Below are 15,968 nucleotides of genomic sequence, written 5' to 3' on the forward strand. Positions count from 1 at the left end.
GGCAGGGCCGGGTGACACACCGATGATCGGCGTAGCCCTACGACGCGCTTAAACGGCATAACCGGGCCCGGTACAGTCCGCCTAGTTTGTCGCCGTCGCTAGCAGGGCGCCAATGGCTGCGACGGAGTCGCGGGGGCGGCGGCGAGCAACCTCGAAAGGTGCTCCACTTGTACAAGTGGCGCACAGAGAAGCCTCCGGTCACAAACCGGGCGGTAGCGGCGACTGCTTAGCCGTGAGATCGCTCTCAATCGTGACCGGAGACGGTCATTTGCGGTCGCCAGCCCATGTCGACGTTGCCTCGTTGCGGCTCGGGGGCGTCGGGGCGCACTGGCGAGAGGACGTCTTCGGTTGGTACGGGCAAGAACTTGGGCGGCATCGGCACGCGCATCGTCATCGGCGGCGGACCGGGCGTCGGCCTCTCGCGGAACTTATCGCCGATGCCGAAAGGCAACAGCCAGCAACTGCGGCACGTCGTGCATTCGGGACCGCACGTCACCGGACGCACGAATCGCTCGCAGACGCCGCAACCCTGGCTGAAGCAGCGCGAACAACAGTTGACGTCGTCGGCCAGCTCTCCCTTGTAGGTCGCTGCTGCAATGCGCGTGATCGGGCAGCCGCCGCACTCGCCGCAACCACAGTTGTCGCGGTGCACCGAAGCGCACCCCGTCACAGCGCAAAGCGCCGCCAATGCTAGCGAGCGCAGACTCTTGAAGTTTGGCGACGACATGACGAGAGGACCCCCCGGTTCCCTTACCGGTACATCGGTCGCCGTGCGCGAGAACTTCCATACAATCCGCAAAGTTGATGATGCCAGTCGCAGAGCTTGCGGCCTGGCGGCGCCGGACATGGGGAGTTCGGCCGAGCGACGTCGGCTGCCGCGCCTTAGCGTTTGGGCGCTTTGTAGAGCAGTTTGGGCAGGAACTGCAGGCCGAGAAAAATCGTCAGGATCGCGAGCAGCGCATGGGGCCAGTACTCGGCCAGCGGAATGCCAACGGCGCCAGCAAGCCAGCCGAGCGCCAAGAGTCCGGGAATAATCAGCAACAACACCGCGCAGCCGAACGCCGACATCGTTCCCTTGAACGCCAGTTGCTCGGTGAGCTGCTGGTCGTGCACGTCGATCATGCGGCCGCGCCGGAGGCTGATTTCGATCGAATCGGTCAGCTCCATCGCCCGCAGAGCCTGTAACCAGTTCGAGGCCGCCGCGTCCTGCGCCGCGATCGCGCTTGTGAATCGGCCAATCGCTGCGGCAGCCCCGACCTGCAAAGTCTGGCCGACGTCGCTCTGCGAATCAAACCTGATCGTTTCCCGACCGCGCTCACAGATGAATTGGAGGTTCAGCCCTTCGGCATCAGCCGGAGGTTCCACGTGCCAGCGCACCGGCAGTTCCGCCGCGCCGAGCAGTTGCACGCTGAGGGCTGAGTAATCGGCGTCGTTGCCAGTTGCCGCGTGGGCCCCGAGGCGGTTGAGTTTGCCGGCGACGTACGACAAGAGATCGACGTCTGGAGCAAAGCTTCGTAACACTTGTTCGCGCGAGCGGTCGCGCAGGGTTCGCGTTGCCGTGATCTGCTCCACGCGGCCGAATTGGGGATGCCCCTGGGCAATCCAGCCGAGCGTCGCAGCGACTGCCGGGACTTCGCGCAGCGGGTTGTAATACTGCAGGATGGCACCCCCTTCGGTGCGCGACATGTCGACTTCGAAGTAGGTCAGCACCGAGTCGAACAGAGGGAAGGTGACAAGCATCGGCCGACCGAGGCGGGCCAATTCCTGCACCTGTCGCGCGCGCAGGTCGGCGCCGCACGCACCACGGCCGATGAGTATGGCGTCGGCAGTTTCGGCAATCAGCAAGTCTTCCCATTCCTCCGCTGCGTCGACTTCGGCCAGCCAAGCGAACGCTTCACGATCGGCGCGGGAAATATCGCCCTGCCACGTCAATTCGTGACCGGCCGCCACCGCGGCCGCGGCTAACGGTAGGCTTTCGGCGTCGCCGCCAAGGAGGGCAAATCTCATGCTCGGCAGCCTAATCTACGCGTCGCGACCCAACAACTAGGGCTGTTGGATCGTCGCGACGTGGTACAATGGAGGGTCGGGTCGCAACGAGTCTTGCGGCCCAAGACGAGTCTCGCAGGCTGCCCGCTGCAACGGATATGACTATGAAGGGAATCGCCTCCATCCGCTTGCGAAGTTGGTTGCTGGCGGCTGGCGCTGGGTGTGCCGCCGCCGGCATCGGCTTGAATGGCGATCTCCGGGCGCAAGAGCCCGTCCCCGCGGGCCCGCCGGCAACTGCAGCCGAGACAGATCCGGCCTCGGATCCACTCACTCCCAGCACTGACTCGAATGTCGCGGCAGCTACTACGCCTGCCCCAGTGGTCTCGCACGAACTTGCCGAGGCTATTCGCCAGCTCGACGACGACCAATATGCGGTCCGGCAGGCCGCCCAACGGCGGCTGACAAAGATTGGCGCTCCGGCACTGGAACTCACCGCTCAGGTGGCGGCCAGCGGCAGTCTGGAGAGTTCAACGCGAGCGGTGAACGTCTTGTGGAAGTGGGCCGACTCGACCGAGAAGCCGCTCAACCGACTTGCCCTCGAGAAGATTGCGGCACTGGTCAACCGTCCCGTCGAAGCAGCCGACGCGCAACGGAGGCTGGCGGTGTTGCGCGAGATCGCCGCGATCGAGGCCGTCGTTGAACTGGGCGGCCACGTCGACGTGGACCGCTCTTACGGAATGATCGGGGGCGACGGCTCGCCGCTGCATGTCGTTCTAGGCAAAGAATGGAAAGGGGGCGTCGATGGCTTGAAGCACATCGCCGACATCCGCCGCGCGACGACCGTCAGCCTGTGGTCGGCCCCTCTGGGCGACGAAGCGCTGCCGCAATTGGAGGAGTTCGGCGGCGTCCGCCGCCTCGAGCTGTACGGGCTGTCGATGACGCCGGAACTCGTCGCGAAGTCGCGTGAAAAGTTGCCCAACACCGTTGTGGAAGTTCGCGGCCCGGCCCGGTTAGGGATTCGCGGCATCGATGCCATTGAGATCGTGCCGAACAGCCCGGCAGCCAAGGCGGGGCTCGTCGTTCATGATCGGATCATTGAGTTCAACGGCAAGCCCATCGACACGGGGAAGCCGACGGAAGATTTCAATGCCTTGACGGGTGAAATCGGGAAGTGCAAGGTCGGTGACACGGTCGAAATCAAGTTTCGGCGGGGCGCCGAGACGCGCACCGCGAAAGTCACGTTCGACGCCTGGGGCGAAGACGTCGGCCCCGTGCAGGCGCAGCCCGATGCGCCGGCGACGGCGCAGGGACTGTTCGGTCCGATTCCGGGCCCCGTTCCGCGGCGCGCCATGCCGCGAGTGCAGATCGAGCGCCTGCCGATCGGCCCGCCAAGGCCGATCACGCCCGGACCAGTTGATCCGGCGCTGCCGCGTTAGCTTCGCAGCCGCTCGTTATACGGCAAGCCCGGTTTCGATCTTGCGTTCCAACTCGGTGAGGTGACCGCTCGTGCGCAGTTGATGGGCGAGCATCTCACGGCCCTTTTCGGTCCAAACGCCGATTGTGCGGAGCTCGCTTCTCGACTTGGGGCACAGAAACGTCACCTGTTTGGGCGTGATCGCTTGAATTTCCACGGCGTCGCCGCTGCGCTTGAGATGGGCGGAAAAGGCGACGCGGCGATTGTTCACGGCATCGTCCCAATGCGATTCAATGGTCTGCATGGCTATTTACCAATATTGGAAGCGTGGCGATTTCAAGTCGGGTTTGTCGAGCATTCTACGCAGCCTTTGCCCGCCTTGCCCCGCCAATTGCTCTGCTGACGGCGAAATCACGGGCGACCGCAATCTGCCGGAGTGAGGATGGCTCGCCTACGGCTTCTGGTCGATCACCATCACGCCATTGTCGGCGATGTTGAACAGCGGTCGGTGCGGGTTGGTGCGCGCCTCGGTGGCTCCGCGCCCGTAGTGCCAGACGAGATTCGTGCCGATATTCCAGGCCTCTTCTCGGGCGCCCACGACGCCCGATTGGCCGTCGGGAATGATGTAATTGAACCCGGTTTGAAGCGACCAGCGATCGTTGAACGGAACGTAGCAGTCGGCGCCCAGGATGCCTTCGTTGTCGTTGGTGAATCCGCCCCAAAAACGGAGGTCGGCCGCCCGATGGCTGCAGCGGAAAAACAACCGGTACTGGTCGACGGCCTGGAAGTCGAACGCGCCGATCGCCGTCGTATTGGTGTGAGTGGAACCGGTGAAGCCGAACTCGCGGCCGCGTTGGCTCTTGATGCTGATTTCATAGCGGACCTGCTGGAAGTCGCCTTGAGTAATCCAGTTGTCGTTCATGTAGTCCCAGGCGGCGCCGAACTGCACGCCGGCCGGCACGCGCCGGAAGAAGCCAATCGTCACAAAATCTTGTTCACGGCTGTTGGTCACGCCGCCTGAGGTGCCCGAGAGGTGGCTCTGGACTGCCTGGAAGCCTGCCTGGTAGCTGAGACCGGGGAACAACAGTCCAATCAACGGCGTCTTACCGCCGAAGTTTAAGCCTTCTTGGAAGCCGAAGTTACCGTCGCCCGACCCGCCGAAGAGGGGGGCGTCGCGAGGACCCTTGAAGCCATGGACGCCGCCCCACACCGAGAGGTCGCGGAAGCGCGGGAGACAGACAGGGAAGCACCAATAATCGGAGCCGCGGTTCACGCGACTGCCGCATGCGACGTCTCCGCAGTCGACGCATCCCTCCATGCCGCATGCCGGTTCCATGCCGCAACCAGCCTCGACGCCGCACCCGGGCTCAACATACCCGCAGCCCGGTTCGATGCCGCACCCTGGCTCGCAGATGCCGCAGGTGGCCTCGCCGCAACCACAGGTTGGTTCTTGGATGCCGCACGCCGGGTCGTTGCAGTCGGCGCAGTAGCCGGCGGGAGCGTAGAGCTCCTGTTGCCGCTCGATCGGCGGACCGAGCAACGGCTCGTTGTAGTCGAGGGCTTCAAAGTTACGCAGCTGCGAACGGTTGACCGTGGAATAGGCGGCTGGCTCGACGCTCGCCGCCGCAATCGCAGCGGCGGACGCCGGCTGAGCAAACACCGGGCGCGCCGAGCTCTTGGCCGGCGCCTGCTCGACGACTGCGGTTGGACGTGGTTGAGTCGCGAGCGGCTTGGCGACTTGCTGCAACGTCGGGGTGGCTGTCAACGCGTTGGGAGAGGCCGCAACAAGGGCCGACGTGGGGCGGTCTGCGTCGGTCTTCGGGCCAGTGACAACGGCGTCTGCCGACGCCGCGCGGCGAAATGGCAGTGCGCCGCTCGCAGGCGTCGTGACAGCGCCTGGCTTGCGGAACTGGATCCCCTCGGCGGCGCCGATGGCAGGCGTCAGCCAGAGCGGGGCGGTGAAGAGTAACGTCCGGGCGACTTGGCTGCAGATCAAGCGGGGAGATTTCATGGACTCGAATCCCGCGGGGGTAGCGATTGCTCGCCGCCGCCGCCTTGGTTCTCGACTCGGCCCAGCTTGCCAATTCTCTCGATCAGATCGAGATCATTGGGAAGTTGACGCAGGGCCGCGTCTCGGGAGCCCCCCCGGGAATCAACGCGTAGAGGTGGTATCGACCGGGTGGAGGCCATACTTTCAGCAAAGTCGGCGTAATCGGAACTTTTTCTCAAGAACTGATCCACGACTGCTAGCAGCCCTGCACCGAAACTCATAACCAGCCATGCGGCTTGAGCTTTCGATGAAAAATTACCCAGTTGCCGTCGACGCCCCCCCGCGCCGCCCTTCCGCTGATAATGCAATTTGACTCATCAAGGCAGTGTCCAGTTTCAGAACGCTGGGCGGCAAGCACATTCCTTCTAGTCCCTGAAAACGCCCTGGCGTGAATCCGCAGACCTAGCGAAAGAGCGCCGCATCAAGCACTTAGGGGACGACTCCGGCGCCGCCGGTGAACAAAACCCCAGCAAATCCGAGAACTCGATGTTGCCAGTCGTTCAGATTGTGCTGATACTGGAAGCAGAGAAGAGTTCTTTGGAGCGATTCGACCTGCGGGTTCGTCCCGCTTCGCTGTCGGCGCCCTGGTATGGCGCCGGCGACGAAGGTTCGCTGCTCTTTGCCAACTTCCGCTCTTGTAGCGTGCAGCGCAGGCATTTCGGGCACGAGCGTTAGCCTCTCTGGCGACGCCTTTCCTTGGTGCGAATGTAGCATCCCGCCGTCCACGTGGCTTCCGCGCTTTCGTGGCCGTGCTGCTTCGCGCCGCCGCTACTCGAGCAGACGTTGGTTCAGAGCAGTGAACCTGGTTCGTTCGTTCACGCGGCATCCCCAGCCGCTGAGTTCTCCACCGAACTTTGCGAACATTTTCAACGCGCCCGCTTCACCCGCAGCCTCTTGGCTGTGTCATCCATTTACATCATCCAAATCTACAATACGTTCCAGGACATCACGCCGCCAGCGCGACTCGCGTACCGCCTAGCCACGAGACAATCGGGTCGCCGCCGGCAGGGAGCATGGCAATGACTAAAGGCAGCGAAATTATTTCGCTCGTTTCCGAGCGACAGGATCGCGACCAGTTCCGCCGCAAGAATTGGGTCGGCACCTTCGAGGAATACCTCGACATCGTCCGGGATCACCCCGAGGTGACTCGCACCGCGTACCAGCGGCTGTACGACATGATCTTGTCGTACGGGGTCGACGTCAGCGACCGCAATCGTGAGAAGGAGTACAGCTACCGCTTCTTCGACGACCCCGATCACGATGGTCACGACGCAGTCTACGGACTCCGCGGGCCGCTGCACGATCTGGTGAACGCCCTGAAAAGCGCCGCTTACGAATACGGCATCGAAAAACGCGTGCTATTGCTCCACGGCCCGGTCGGCAGCAGCAAGAGTACGATCGTACGGCTGCTGAAACAGGGGCTCGAACGCTACTCCGCTACCGACGCGGGCGCTCTCTACACCATGGGCTGGGTCGATGAGGAAGACCCCGAAGAGGTCCACTGGTGCCCGATGAACGAGGAGCCGCTTCACCTCATCCCGGAGCGCTTTCGCGACGACGTACTGGCCAAGCTGAACGCGGGACGCGGCGAGGACGACTTTAAGGTTCGCATCCGCGGCGAACTCGATCCCTTCTGCCGCTTCATGTATCAGCACCGGCTGAAAAAATACGACGGCGACTGGACCCGGGTGGTGCAAGACGTCCGGATCAAGCGGCTCATTCTGAGCGAGAAGGATCGCATCGGCGTCGGCACTTTCCAGCCGAAGGACGAGAAGAACCAAGACGCCACAGAACTGACCGGCGACATTAACTACCGGAAAATCGCCGTCTATGGCAGCGATAGCGATCCGCGGGCCTTCAACTTCGACGGCGAATTCAACATCGCCAACCGTGGCATTATCGAGTTCGTCGAAGTGCTGAAGCTCGACGTGGCGTTCCTGTACGATCTTCTCGGCGCCAGCCAAGAGCATCGGATCAAGCCGAAGAAGTTCGCGCAGACCGACATCGACGAGGTGATTATCGGCCACACGAACGAGCCGGAGTATCGTCGGCTGCAGAACAACGAATTCATGGAGGCCCTCCGCGACCGGACGGTGAAGATCGACATCCCGTACGTCACGACGCTCGAGAACGAGATCAAGATTTACGAGAAGGATTACAACGCGCGGACGGTGCCGAACAAGCATATCGCCCCCCACACAATCGAAATGGCGGCGATGTGGGCGATCCTCACGCGGCTCGAAGAGCCGAAGCACGCGGGACTTTCTCGCTTACAAAAGCTGAAGCTCTACAACGGCAAGTCGCTTCCCGGGTTCACCGAGGAAAACATCGCCGAATTGCGTGATCAGGCGACGAGCGAAGGCCTTGTCGGCATCTCGCCCCGTTACGTGCAGGACAAGCTTTCCAACGCCCTGGTCGCCCATCCCGAAGCTCGTTCGATCAACCCGTTCATGGTGCTGAATGAACTCGAGGCTGGGCTCAAGCATCACAGTCTGATCACGCACGAAGAGACGAAACACCAGTTTCGCGAGCTCCTCGGCGTGGTGAAGGAAGAATATACGAACATCGTCAAGAACGAGGTTCAACGCGCCATTGCCGCCGACGAGGCGGCCCTGTCGCGGCTCTGCGGCAACTACATCGACAACATCAAGGCGTACACGCAACGTGAGAAGGTGCGCAACTCCTTCACTGGCCAGTACGAAGAGCCGGATGAACGGCTGATGCGGTCGATCGAGGACAAGATCGACATCCCCGAGAGTCGCAAAGATGACTTCCGCCGGGAGATCATGAACTACATCGGCGCCCTGTCAATCGACGGTAAGAAGTTCGACTACAAGACCAATGAGCGGCTGAACAAGGCGCTTGAACTGAAGCTGTTTGAAGACCAGAAGGATTCGATCAAGCTGACGAGTCTCGTGTCGAACGTCGTCGACGCCGAAACGCAGCAGAAGATCGACGTCGTGAAGGGCCGCTTGATTCGCGACTACGGCTACGACGACGAAAGCGCCACGGACGTACTCAACTACGTTGCGAGCATTTTTGCTCGCGGTGATGCGAAGGAGAAGTAGTGACTATGCACAGAACCCTGTCACCCTGAGGTACTCCGCAGGGTCCGCATAGAGTACCGACTTGATGGACATCGAACGCGACCAACGCCGATTCAAGCAGATCGTTCGCGGCCGGATCCGCGACAATCTGCGCAAGTACATCACCCATGGCGAGATGATCGGCCGGAAGGGTCGCGATCTCGTCAGTATTCCTGTCCCACAGCTCGACGTTCCGCGGTTCAAGTTCGGTAAGAACGGCTCCGGCGGCGTCGGGCAAGGGGACGGTGAAGTCGGCGATGCGCTGGGCAAGCCGGGACAGGGACCTGACGGGGCGGGGGGCGCCGGCAGCGATCCCGGCGGCGGGCACTACCTCGAAGTCGAGGTCTCGCTCGACGAACTCGCGCAGATGCTCGGGGACGAGTTGGAATTGCCTCGCATCAAGCCGAAAGGCGCCGCGAGCATCGAAGCGGAGAAGACTAAGTACAACAGCATTCGGCAAACGGGGCCGGAGTCGCTCCGCCATCTGCGGCGCACTTATCTGCGCGCGCTCAAGCGACAGATTTCCACGGGCAGCTACGAGATCGAGGATCCGCGCGTCATCCCCGTGCGACCCGACAAGCAGTATCGCTCCTGGAACGACGTGCCCCAGCCGCAGGTGAACGCGGCGGTGATCTACATGATGGACGTCTCCGGCTCGATGACAGATGAGCAAAAGGAGATCGTCCGCACCGAAGCGTTCTGGATTGATGCCTGGCTCGGCAAGCAATACAAGGGCGTCGAGAAGCGGTACATCATCCACGACGCGGTGGCGAAGGAAGTCGACGAACAGACCTTCTACCACACTCGCGAAAGCGGCGGTACGCGAATCAGCTCGGCGTACAAAACGGCGGCGGAGATCATCGACGCGTCGTTCCCCGTCGCCGATTGGAACATCTACTGCTTCCAGTTCTCCGATGGCGACAACTGGGGCGACGATAATCGCAAGGCGTTCGAATTGCTTGGCGAGAAGTTGATTCCCGCTTCGAATCTCTTTTGCTACGGCCAAGTCGAAAGCCCGTACGGTAGCGGCGACTTTATCGACGCGCTAGAAAAACATTTCGGCGAGAATGAGAAGCTGGTGCTGTCGGAGATCGCAGACAAGGATGCGATTTACGAGTCGATTCGGAAGTTTTTGGGGAAGGGGAAATAGGATTAACCACGAAGACACAAAGGCACTAAGAAACACACGAAGAGAAAATGCAAGTGAAGTTGTATTTCAGAGCTATCAACAACAGTCGATGAGTTTGACTAAAGCCTTCAGCACAACTTGCTTTACTTCGTGCTTCTCTTAGTGCCTTTGTGTCTTCGTGGTTAGCATTTCATAACGCAAATAACATGTCGATGGGCCCCGCCAGCAACTTGACGCCTGAGCTCGCCGCGATGCAGGTCGAGATCGAGGCCCATGCGCTGCGCTACGGGCTCGATTTCTACCCGACGATTTTTGAGTTGATCGACGCCGACGAGCTCAACGCGATCGCCGCCCGCGGCGGGTTCCCGACGCGCTATCCTCACTGGCGGTTCGGGATGGAGTACGAGCAACTCGCCAAGGGGTACCACTACGGATTGCAGAAGATCTACGAAATGGTGATCAACAACAATCCGTGTTACGCCTACTTGATGCGCTCGAATGCGGCGATCGATCAGAAGCTCGTGATGGCTCACGTCTACGGCCATTGCGATTTCTTCAAGAACAACGATTGGTTTGCCCAGACCAATCGCAAAATGATGGACGACATGGCGAACCATGGCACGCGGATTCGCCGCTATATGGACTTGGTCGGCGTCGAAGAGGTCGAAGATTTCATCGACGCCTGCCTAAGCGTCGAAGACCTCATCGATATCTATTCGCCGTTCATCCAGCGGCGTGAGAAACGGGCTGACGACCGTTTTGGGAGCGAGGAGCCGAAGGAGGCCGAACGGAATCGCCCGCCGCGGTACCAGTCGAAAGACTACATGGATTCGTTCGTGAACCCGCGCGAGGTGATGCTGAGCAAGCAGTTCGACGGCCCTGACAAGAGCGCCGCTCGCCGCATCCCCGAACGACCCGAGCGCGACGTGCTGCTATTCGTGCTCGAACATGCGCCGCTCGAACCGTGGCAAGCCGACGTGCTCTCGATCATCCGTGATGAATCGTATTACTTCGCCCCGCAGGCGCAAACGAAGATCATGAACGAAGGTTGGGCCAGCTTCTGGCACTCGACGATCATGATCAACGACGCGGTCACCGCGGTCGACGTCATCAACTACGCCGACCACCACAGCGGCACGATGGCGAGCTCGCCGACGCAGCTCAATCCGTACAAAGTCGGCATCGAGCTCTTCCGCGATATCGAAGACCGCTGGAACCGCGGCGCCTTCGGCCGCGAGTACGACGAGTGCGACGACGTCCAGCAGCGCCGCCGCTGGGACACTGGCGCGGGACTTGGCCGCAAAAAGATCTTCGAGGTTCGCCGCATTCACAACGATCTGACATTCATCGACGAGTTCCTGACGCTCGATTTCGTCCGTGACCACAAACTGTTCAGGTTTGGCTACAACCCGGGCAGCGAAGCCTATGAGATTGAAAGCCGCGAGTTTCCCAAGGTAAAGCAGCAGCTATTGCAAAGCCTCACCAATCGCGGGCGGCCGATCATCACCGTCGTCGACGGCAATTACCGCAACCGTGGGGAGCTTTACCTTCGGCATGATTTTAGCGGAGTGGAACTGCTGACGGATTACGCCGTCGACGCGCTCCGCAACCTCGAACGCCTTTGGACGAGACCAGTTCACATTGAAACAGTGCTTGAGAATGCCCGCGCCGTCATTTCATTCGACGGCAAGCACCACGAGATTGAGAAAGGAGATCCGGTCGACGTGCCCGATCTCGACGCCATTACTTGATTCGCACCTACCGCAAAGCCGCATGAGTCTCTCCTCGCAATTGCTCGCTGAACTCCTCCATGCCGCGGGGCAGGGCCCTCAATCATTTGCCCTCTCCGCCGGGGTGCGCACGATTCATTGCCGCGCGCTGCAGTGCGATCCCCTTGCCGCGACGATTGACGAGTTGACGCTTGAAACAGCTGAGCTGGCCTCGGCGAGCGTTGTACAACTCCAGACGGCGAGCCAAGCGTTGGCCCAGCGCGTGAACTATTTGCTCGAACCTATCGCCCCGATCGAAACCGACTCGCAAGGCTGCAGCGTCCAGATGCGGAGCAATCCGCCCCAGCGCGACGACAACGCCAGCCGCTACTACGAGCTGCTCCTGCGCCGCGGCGGTTCGATCGCCCTCTGCCGCTTCGAAAAGCAACCGGGGCAGCCCCGCCTCCGCGTCCCGGCGGCCTTGACACACGAGGTGATCGGCAGGTTAATCGACGACTTCGCCGCGACGGTGGATGGTATCTAAGGAGGCCGTGGAATCGATGCAAACGTACGAAGCGTTGTTGAATCAGGACCTCAATTGGGCTTTGAATGAGGGAAGCATGCACTTTGAGGGGAACAACGCTGTTCACAAGACGCTTCGCAACATCGCCGCGCGACTTGACGATCTGGGGGTCGACTATGCCATTGCCGGCGGCATGGCGCTGTTCTTTCACGGTTATCGCCGCTTCACTGAAGACGTCGACGTGCTGGTGACGCCCGAGGGTCTCGCGGTAATTCACGAACGGCTCGAAGGCCGCGGTTACATTCGGCCCTTTGAGAAGAGCAAGAACCTTCGCGACGCCGACACTCGCGTGAAGATCGACTTCTTGGTGACGGGGCAGTTCCCTGGTGATGGTAAGCCAGGCCCCGTCGCGTTCCCTGCGCCGGGCGACGTATCTATTGAGCGGGACGGCGTGCGCATCGTCGACCTGCAAGCGATGATTCAGTTGAAGCTCGCTTCGGGAAAAGATCCCGGGAGAGTGAAAGATCTCGCCGACGTTCAAGAGTTGATACGAGCCCTGCAGCTTCCTCGCGATTTTGCCGAGAAGCTCGATCCATCCCTGCAGGGTTCGTTTGAGAGTCTGTGGCAAGCGGCGCAGCAAGAGCGCCAAGACGAGTTTTGATGGCAAAGGAGTGCCTGTCGTTCCATCCCTAAACCTCCGAGGGCGATTCTGGTACCATGCGAATTGACTTTGACCTCCTTCGACGGCTTTTTCACCTCCGCGCCACTCGCCATGCATCGTCCTTCCGCTGCGACCCAGCCCACGGAATCTACTCGCCAACCGATCGACGGTGGATGGCATTGCAGCCACTTCTATTACACGTGGAATCGCGATCGTCTGGCGGACATGCCCCCGGCGCAAGTCGCCGAGGGTCGAACCGCGTTGATCTCCACGCTCGATCCTGCCCGTGAAGGCGGCCCGATTCGCTTGCAGACCTCGATCGTCAGCGGAGCCAAGGCCGACTTCGGTCTGATGGCGATGGATCCCGATCCGCTCGTCGTCGACGCGGTCCATCAACAGTTGCTCACGGGCCCGCTTGGTCCGGCCATCGTCCCCGGCTATTCGTTCGTCTCGATGACCGAGATCAGCGAGTACGTCATGAGCGCCGAACAGTACGGCGCCCGGCTCGTTGCCGAGGGAGAAACCGCCGGCAGCCCCGTGTACGAGACCAAGCTCAAAGCTTATGCCGACCGGCTGGTTCACATGAACCATCAACGGCTGACGCCTAACTTTCCCGCGTACACGAACACCTGCTTCTACCCGATGAACAAGAAGCGCAAGGTCGGTGAGAACTGGTTTCTGCTGCCGAAGGAAGTTCGCAACGACATGATGAGCGAGCATGCCAAGAGCGGCATGGCCTACGCCGGGAAAGTCTCGCAGTTGATTACGGTCGGGCTGGGACTCGAAGATTGGGAATGGGGCGTGACCCTTTGGGCGACGAACCCCGAATACTTGAAGGACATCGTCTACCATATGCGGTTCGACGAAGCGAGCGCTCGCTACGCGGAGTTCGGCCCATTCTACGCCAGCTACGTTTCGACCGCGGCGGAGATGCTCGATCACTGCCTGATTGGAAAATGACGAATGACGAAGCCAGAATGACGAATGCGAAGTCGGCGGCAGCCCATTCGACATTCGGATTTCGTCATTGGTCATTAGCGGCGAGCACGTCAAACTCTGCCGATCGCCGAGTCTGAAACGTTCGCTCCCACTTACTTTCTCGCGGGTCGCCGCTGCCGATTCTTTCAATTGCCCTGCTAGCACATTAGAATGAGCCCGCGGCGGCGCGGGTTTCCATCTCTTAGGGCAGGGCGAGGATCGACTCACATGGCTGGCGCCACCGTACCGGGATCGGCCGGGGGAGCGGCTCACTCCGACGCGAAAGCATCGCGGCGCGGCGGCATTCATTTGGTAAGGCATCCGCTGGTTGAGCATCATGTCACCCGCATGCGGCGGGAGTCGACCCGTCCGAGCGAGTTCCGCGGTTTGGTCCGTCGGTTGGCGGCCCTGATGGCCTACGAGGCAACGCAGGACCTGCCGACGCAGCCCTACCGCGTGACGACGCCGATCTGTGACGCCGACGGCGTGCAAATCAAGGGTCGCATCGGCATCGTGCCGATCCTGCGGGCCGGGCTCGGCATGGTCGATCCGGTGCTCGATCTGTTGCCCATGGCCGAGGTCTGGCACCTGGGCCTCTATCGCGACGAGGCGACGGCCCAGCCGGTGAGTTACTACGATAAACTTCCGGCCAAGCGTCCCGTCGACGTCGCGATGATACTCGACCCGATGCTCGCCACCGGCGGCTCGGCGACCGCCGCGCTGATGACCCTCCGCGAATGGGGCGTCCCGCAGGTAAAGGTGCTGTCGCTGATTGCCGCGCAAGCGGGCGTCGACGCCGTCGCGTCTCAATTTCCGGAGGCACAAATCTATGTTTGCCAGATTGACCCGGAACTGAACGCCCACAAGTTCATCGTGCCGGGGCTCGGCGACGCGGGTGATCGGATTTTCAACACGCTTGACCCGCACGAGTAGTCTTCAAATACATCGCTCGATGACGGCGCTTGAGGCGGCGCGTCGCGAGCAAATTTGCCGGACCGCGATCAATCTGGCCGGCGTCTACTTCACTTCCGTTACCCGTCACTCCGACTTCTGCACCCCGGCCGCCTCATGGAACGCGCGATTAGCTTTCTCGGTTTATTCGTGATGGTAGGCCTCGCGTGGCTGCTGAGCTCGCACAAAACGCGGTTCCCGTGGCGCGTCGTCCTCGGCGGCATGCTGCTGCAACTAGTTTTTGCTTTCCTGATTCTGAAGACCGACCCCGGCAAGGCATTTTTTGACGGCGTTGACGGCGTCTTCAATCAGCTGATGGATTGCGTCGACGCCGGCTCGAGCTTCGTATTTGGGCAGAACTTCAAGGACCATTACTTCGCCTTCCGTGTGTTGCCGTCGATCATCTTCTTCGCGGCGCTAATGCAGGCGCTCTACTACGTTGGCGTCATGCAGTGGATTGTGCGCGGGCTAGGGTGGGTCGTGCAGCGAACGCTCGGCACTACCGGACCGGAAAGCCTCGCGGCGGCGGCGAACATCTTTTTGGGGCAAACGGAGGCGCCGCTGGTGGTGCGGCCGTACGTCAATCGCATGACCAAGTCGGAACTGATGGCGATCATGGTCCCCGGCTTCGGTTCCACAGCCGGCGGCGTCCTTATCGCGTACAAGGGGATGGGCATCGACGCCGGCCACTTGCTCACAGCGAGCGTCCTCTCCGCGCCGGCGAGTTTGCTCATCGCCAAGGTGATGCTCCCTGAAACGGAAACGCCCGAACCAGTCGAAAAGGTCGAACTCGAAATGGGCGACTCGGGGGGGAATCTCGTCGAGGCCGTGTCGATGGGTACGCTCGAGGGCCTGAAGCTCGCATTAAACGTCGGCGCCATGTTGATCTCCTTTCTCGCGCTGCTGGCCTTGTGCGACGGACTGCTCGGTTGGGTTGGCGGCTGGTTCAACCAGGAGTGGTCGCTGTCGGCGATTTTTGGTTGGGTCTTCTGGCCGATCGCGTGGGTGATGGGGATCGAAACCAAGGACTGCGCACCGGCAGGACAACTGCTCGGCATCAAAATGGCCGCGAACGAGTTCGTCGCTTATGGCCGATTCAGCGAATGGATCAAAGGGGAGGGGGGCGTGACGCTCAGCGAGCGCACCCAGGTAATCATGACCTATGCCCTCTGCGGGTTTGCGAACTTCAGTTCCATCGGCATCCAAATCGGCGGCATCGGCGGCATGGCTCCCGAGCGGCAGCGCGACCTTGCCAAGCTCGGCCTGCGCGCGATGATCGGCGGAGCGCTCGCGAATTTCATGACGGCCTGCATCGCGGGTATGCTCCTTTGAGTCGGCTGCCTTGAATACCTAACCGCCAAGGCACGAAGACGCGAAGAAGTCACGATGCAAGAAGTAAGTTGGTGATGGCCTGGCGCTTCGGCGGCCCTAGTCGTCCTCTGATCCTGCGGTATATTCACTTCTCCTCGCATTCTTCGTGC

14 protein-coding genes are annotated in these 15,968 nt (G+C 61.2%); 10 read left to right on the top strand and 4 right to left on the bottom strand.

The features are described 5' to 3' along the window. Positions 1-244 precede the first annotated feature (244 nt). Positions 245-727, bottom strand: coding sequence for a hypothetical protein (locus tag I41_RS08655; RefSeq protein ID WP_145432167.1), 483 nt, complete (start codon positions 725-727; stop codon positions 245-247). Positions 728-882: 155 nt separating this feature from the next. Beyond that, positions 883-2,007, bottom strand: a complete 1,125-nt coding sequence (locus tag I41_RS08660; RefSeq protein WP_145432168.1) for a Gfo/Idh/MocA family oxidoreductase — start codon at positions 2,005-2,007, stop codon at positions 883-885. 143 nt (positions 2,008-2,150) lie between these two features. On the opposite strand from I41_RS08660, the gene I41_RS08665 reads away from it, so the two are divergent. Next, a complete protein-coding gene (locus I41_RS08665; RefSeq protein ID WP_168206773.1) occupies positions 2,151-3,422 on the top strand; it encodes a PDZ domain-containing protein in 1,272 nt (423 codons plus the stop codon). Positions 3,423-3,437: 15 nt separating this feature from the next. Here the strand turns inward: I41_RS08665 and I41_RS08670 are convergent, their stop codons facing one another. Together I41_RS08670 and I41_RS08675 are read right to left on the bottom strand one after the other, a co-directional pair. Continuing rightward, the gene (locus I41_RS08670) at positions 3,438-3,704 is read right to left on the bottom strand and encodes a hypothetical protein (protein ID WP_145432170.1); all 267 of its coding nucleotides are present in this window, start codon (positions 3,702-3,704) and stop codon (positions 3,438-3,440) included. A gap of 147 nt (positions 3,705-3,851) precedes the next feature. Then, positions 3,852-5,411: a DUF6666 family protein gene (locus I41_RS08675; RefSeq protein WP_145432171.1), complete on the bottom strand. Its 1,560-nt coding sequence runs from the start codon at positions 5,409-5,411 to the stop codon at positions 3,852-3,854. A 525-nt stretch (positions 5,412-5,936) separates the two neighbouring features. Here I41_RS08675 and I41_RS08680 point away from each other — a divergent pair. The 9 genes from I41_RS08680 to I41_RS08720 all read left to right on the top strand — a co-directional run bounded on the left by I41_RS08680 (position 5,937) and on the right by I41_RS08720 (position 15,819). Beyond that, a complete protein-coding gene (locus I41_RS08680) occupies positions 5,937-6,125 on the top strand; it encodes a hypothetical protein (protein ID WP_145432172.1) in 189 nt (62 codons plus the stop codon). A gap of 344 nt (positions 6,126-6,469) precedes the next feature. Continuing rightward, positions 6,470-8,518, top strand: a complete 2,049-nt coding sequence (locus I41_RS08685; RefSeq protein ID WP_145432173.1) for a PrkA family serine protein kinase — start codon at positions 6,470-6,472, stop codon at positions 8,516-8,518. 64 nt (positions 8,519-8,582) lie between these two features. After that, on the top strand, positions 8,583-9,686 hold the full coding sequence (locus I41_RS08690; RefSeq protein ID WP_145432174.1) for a DUF444 family protein: 1,104 nt from the start codon (positions 8,583-8,585) through the stop codon (positions 9,684-9,686). A gap of 185 nt (positions 9,687-9,871) precedes the next feature. Continuing rightward, complete coding sequence (locus I41_RS08695) at positions 9,872-11,416, top strand: SpoVR family protein (protein ID WP_168206774.1); 1,545 nt, start codon at positions 9,872-9,874, stop codon at positions 11,414-11,416. Between the two features lie 22 nt (positions 11,417-11,438). After that, the gene (locus tag I41_RS08700; protein WP_145432175.1) at positions 11,439-11,918 is read left to right on the top strand and encodes a hypothetical protein; all 480 of its coding nucleotides are present in this window, start codon (positions 11,439-11,441) and stop codon (positions 11,916-11,918) included. A gap of 16 nt (positions 11,919-11,934) precedes the next feature. Then, on the top strand, positions 11,935-12,558 hold the full coding sequence (locus I41_RS08705) for a nucleotidyl transferase AbiEii/AbiGii toxin family protein (protein WP_145432176.1): 624 nt from the start codon (positions 11,935-11,937) through the stop codon (positions 12,556-12,558). A gap of 111 nt (positions 12,559-12,669) precedes the next feature. Next, positions 12,670-13,518 (top strand): hydrogen peroxide-dependent heme synthase, encoded by an 849-nt coding sequence (hemQ, locus tag I41_RS08710; protein ID WP_145432177.1) that lies wholly within the window; start codon positions 12,670-12,672, stop codon positions 13,516-13,518. Positions 13,519-13,764: 246 nt separating this feature from the next. Then, on the top strand, positions 13,765-14,469 hold the full coding sequence (upp, locus tag I41_RS08715) for a uracil phosphoribosyltransferase (RefSeq protein ID WP_145432178.1): 705 nt from the start codon (positions 13,765-13,767) through the stop codon (positions 14,467-14,469). 135 nt (positions 14,470-14,604) lie between these two features. Next, positions 14,605-15,819: a NupC/NupG family nucleoside CNT transporter gene (locus I41_RS08720; protein WP_145432179.1), complete on the top strand. Its 1,215-nt coding sequence runs from the start codon at positions 14,605-14,607 to the stop codon at positions 15,817-15,819. Positions 15,820-15,968 lie beyond the last annotated feature (149 nt).

This window comes from Lacipirellula limnantheis (assembly GCF_007746075.1).
GTDB lineage: Bacteria > Planctomycetota > Planctomycetia > Pirellulales > Lacipirellulaceae > Lacipirellula > Lacipirellula limnantheis.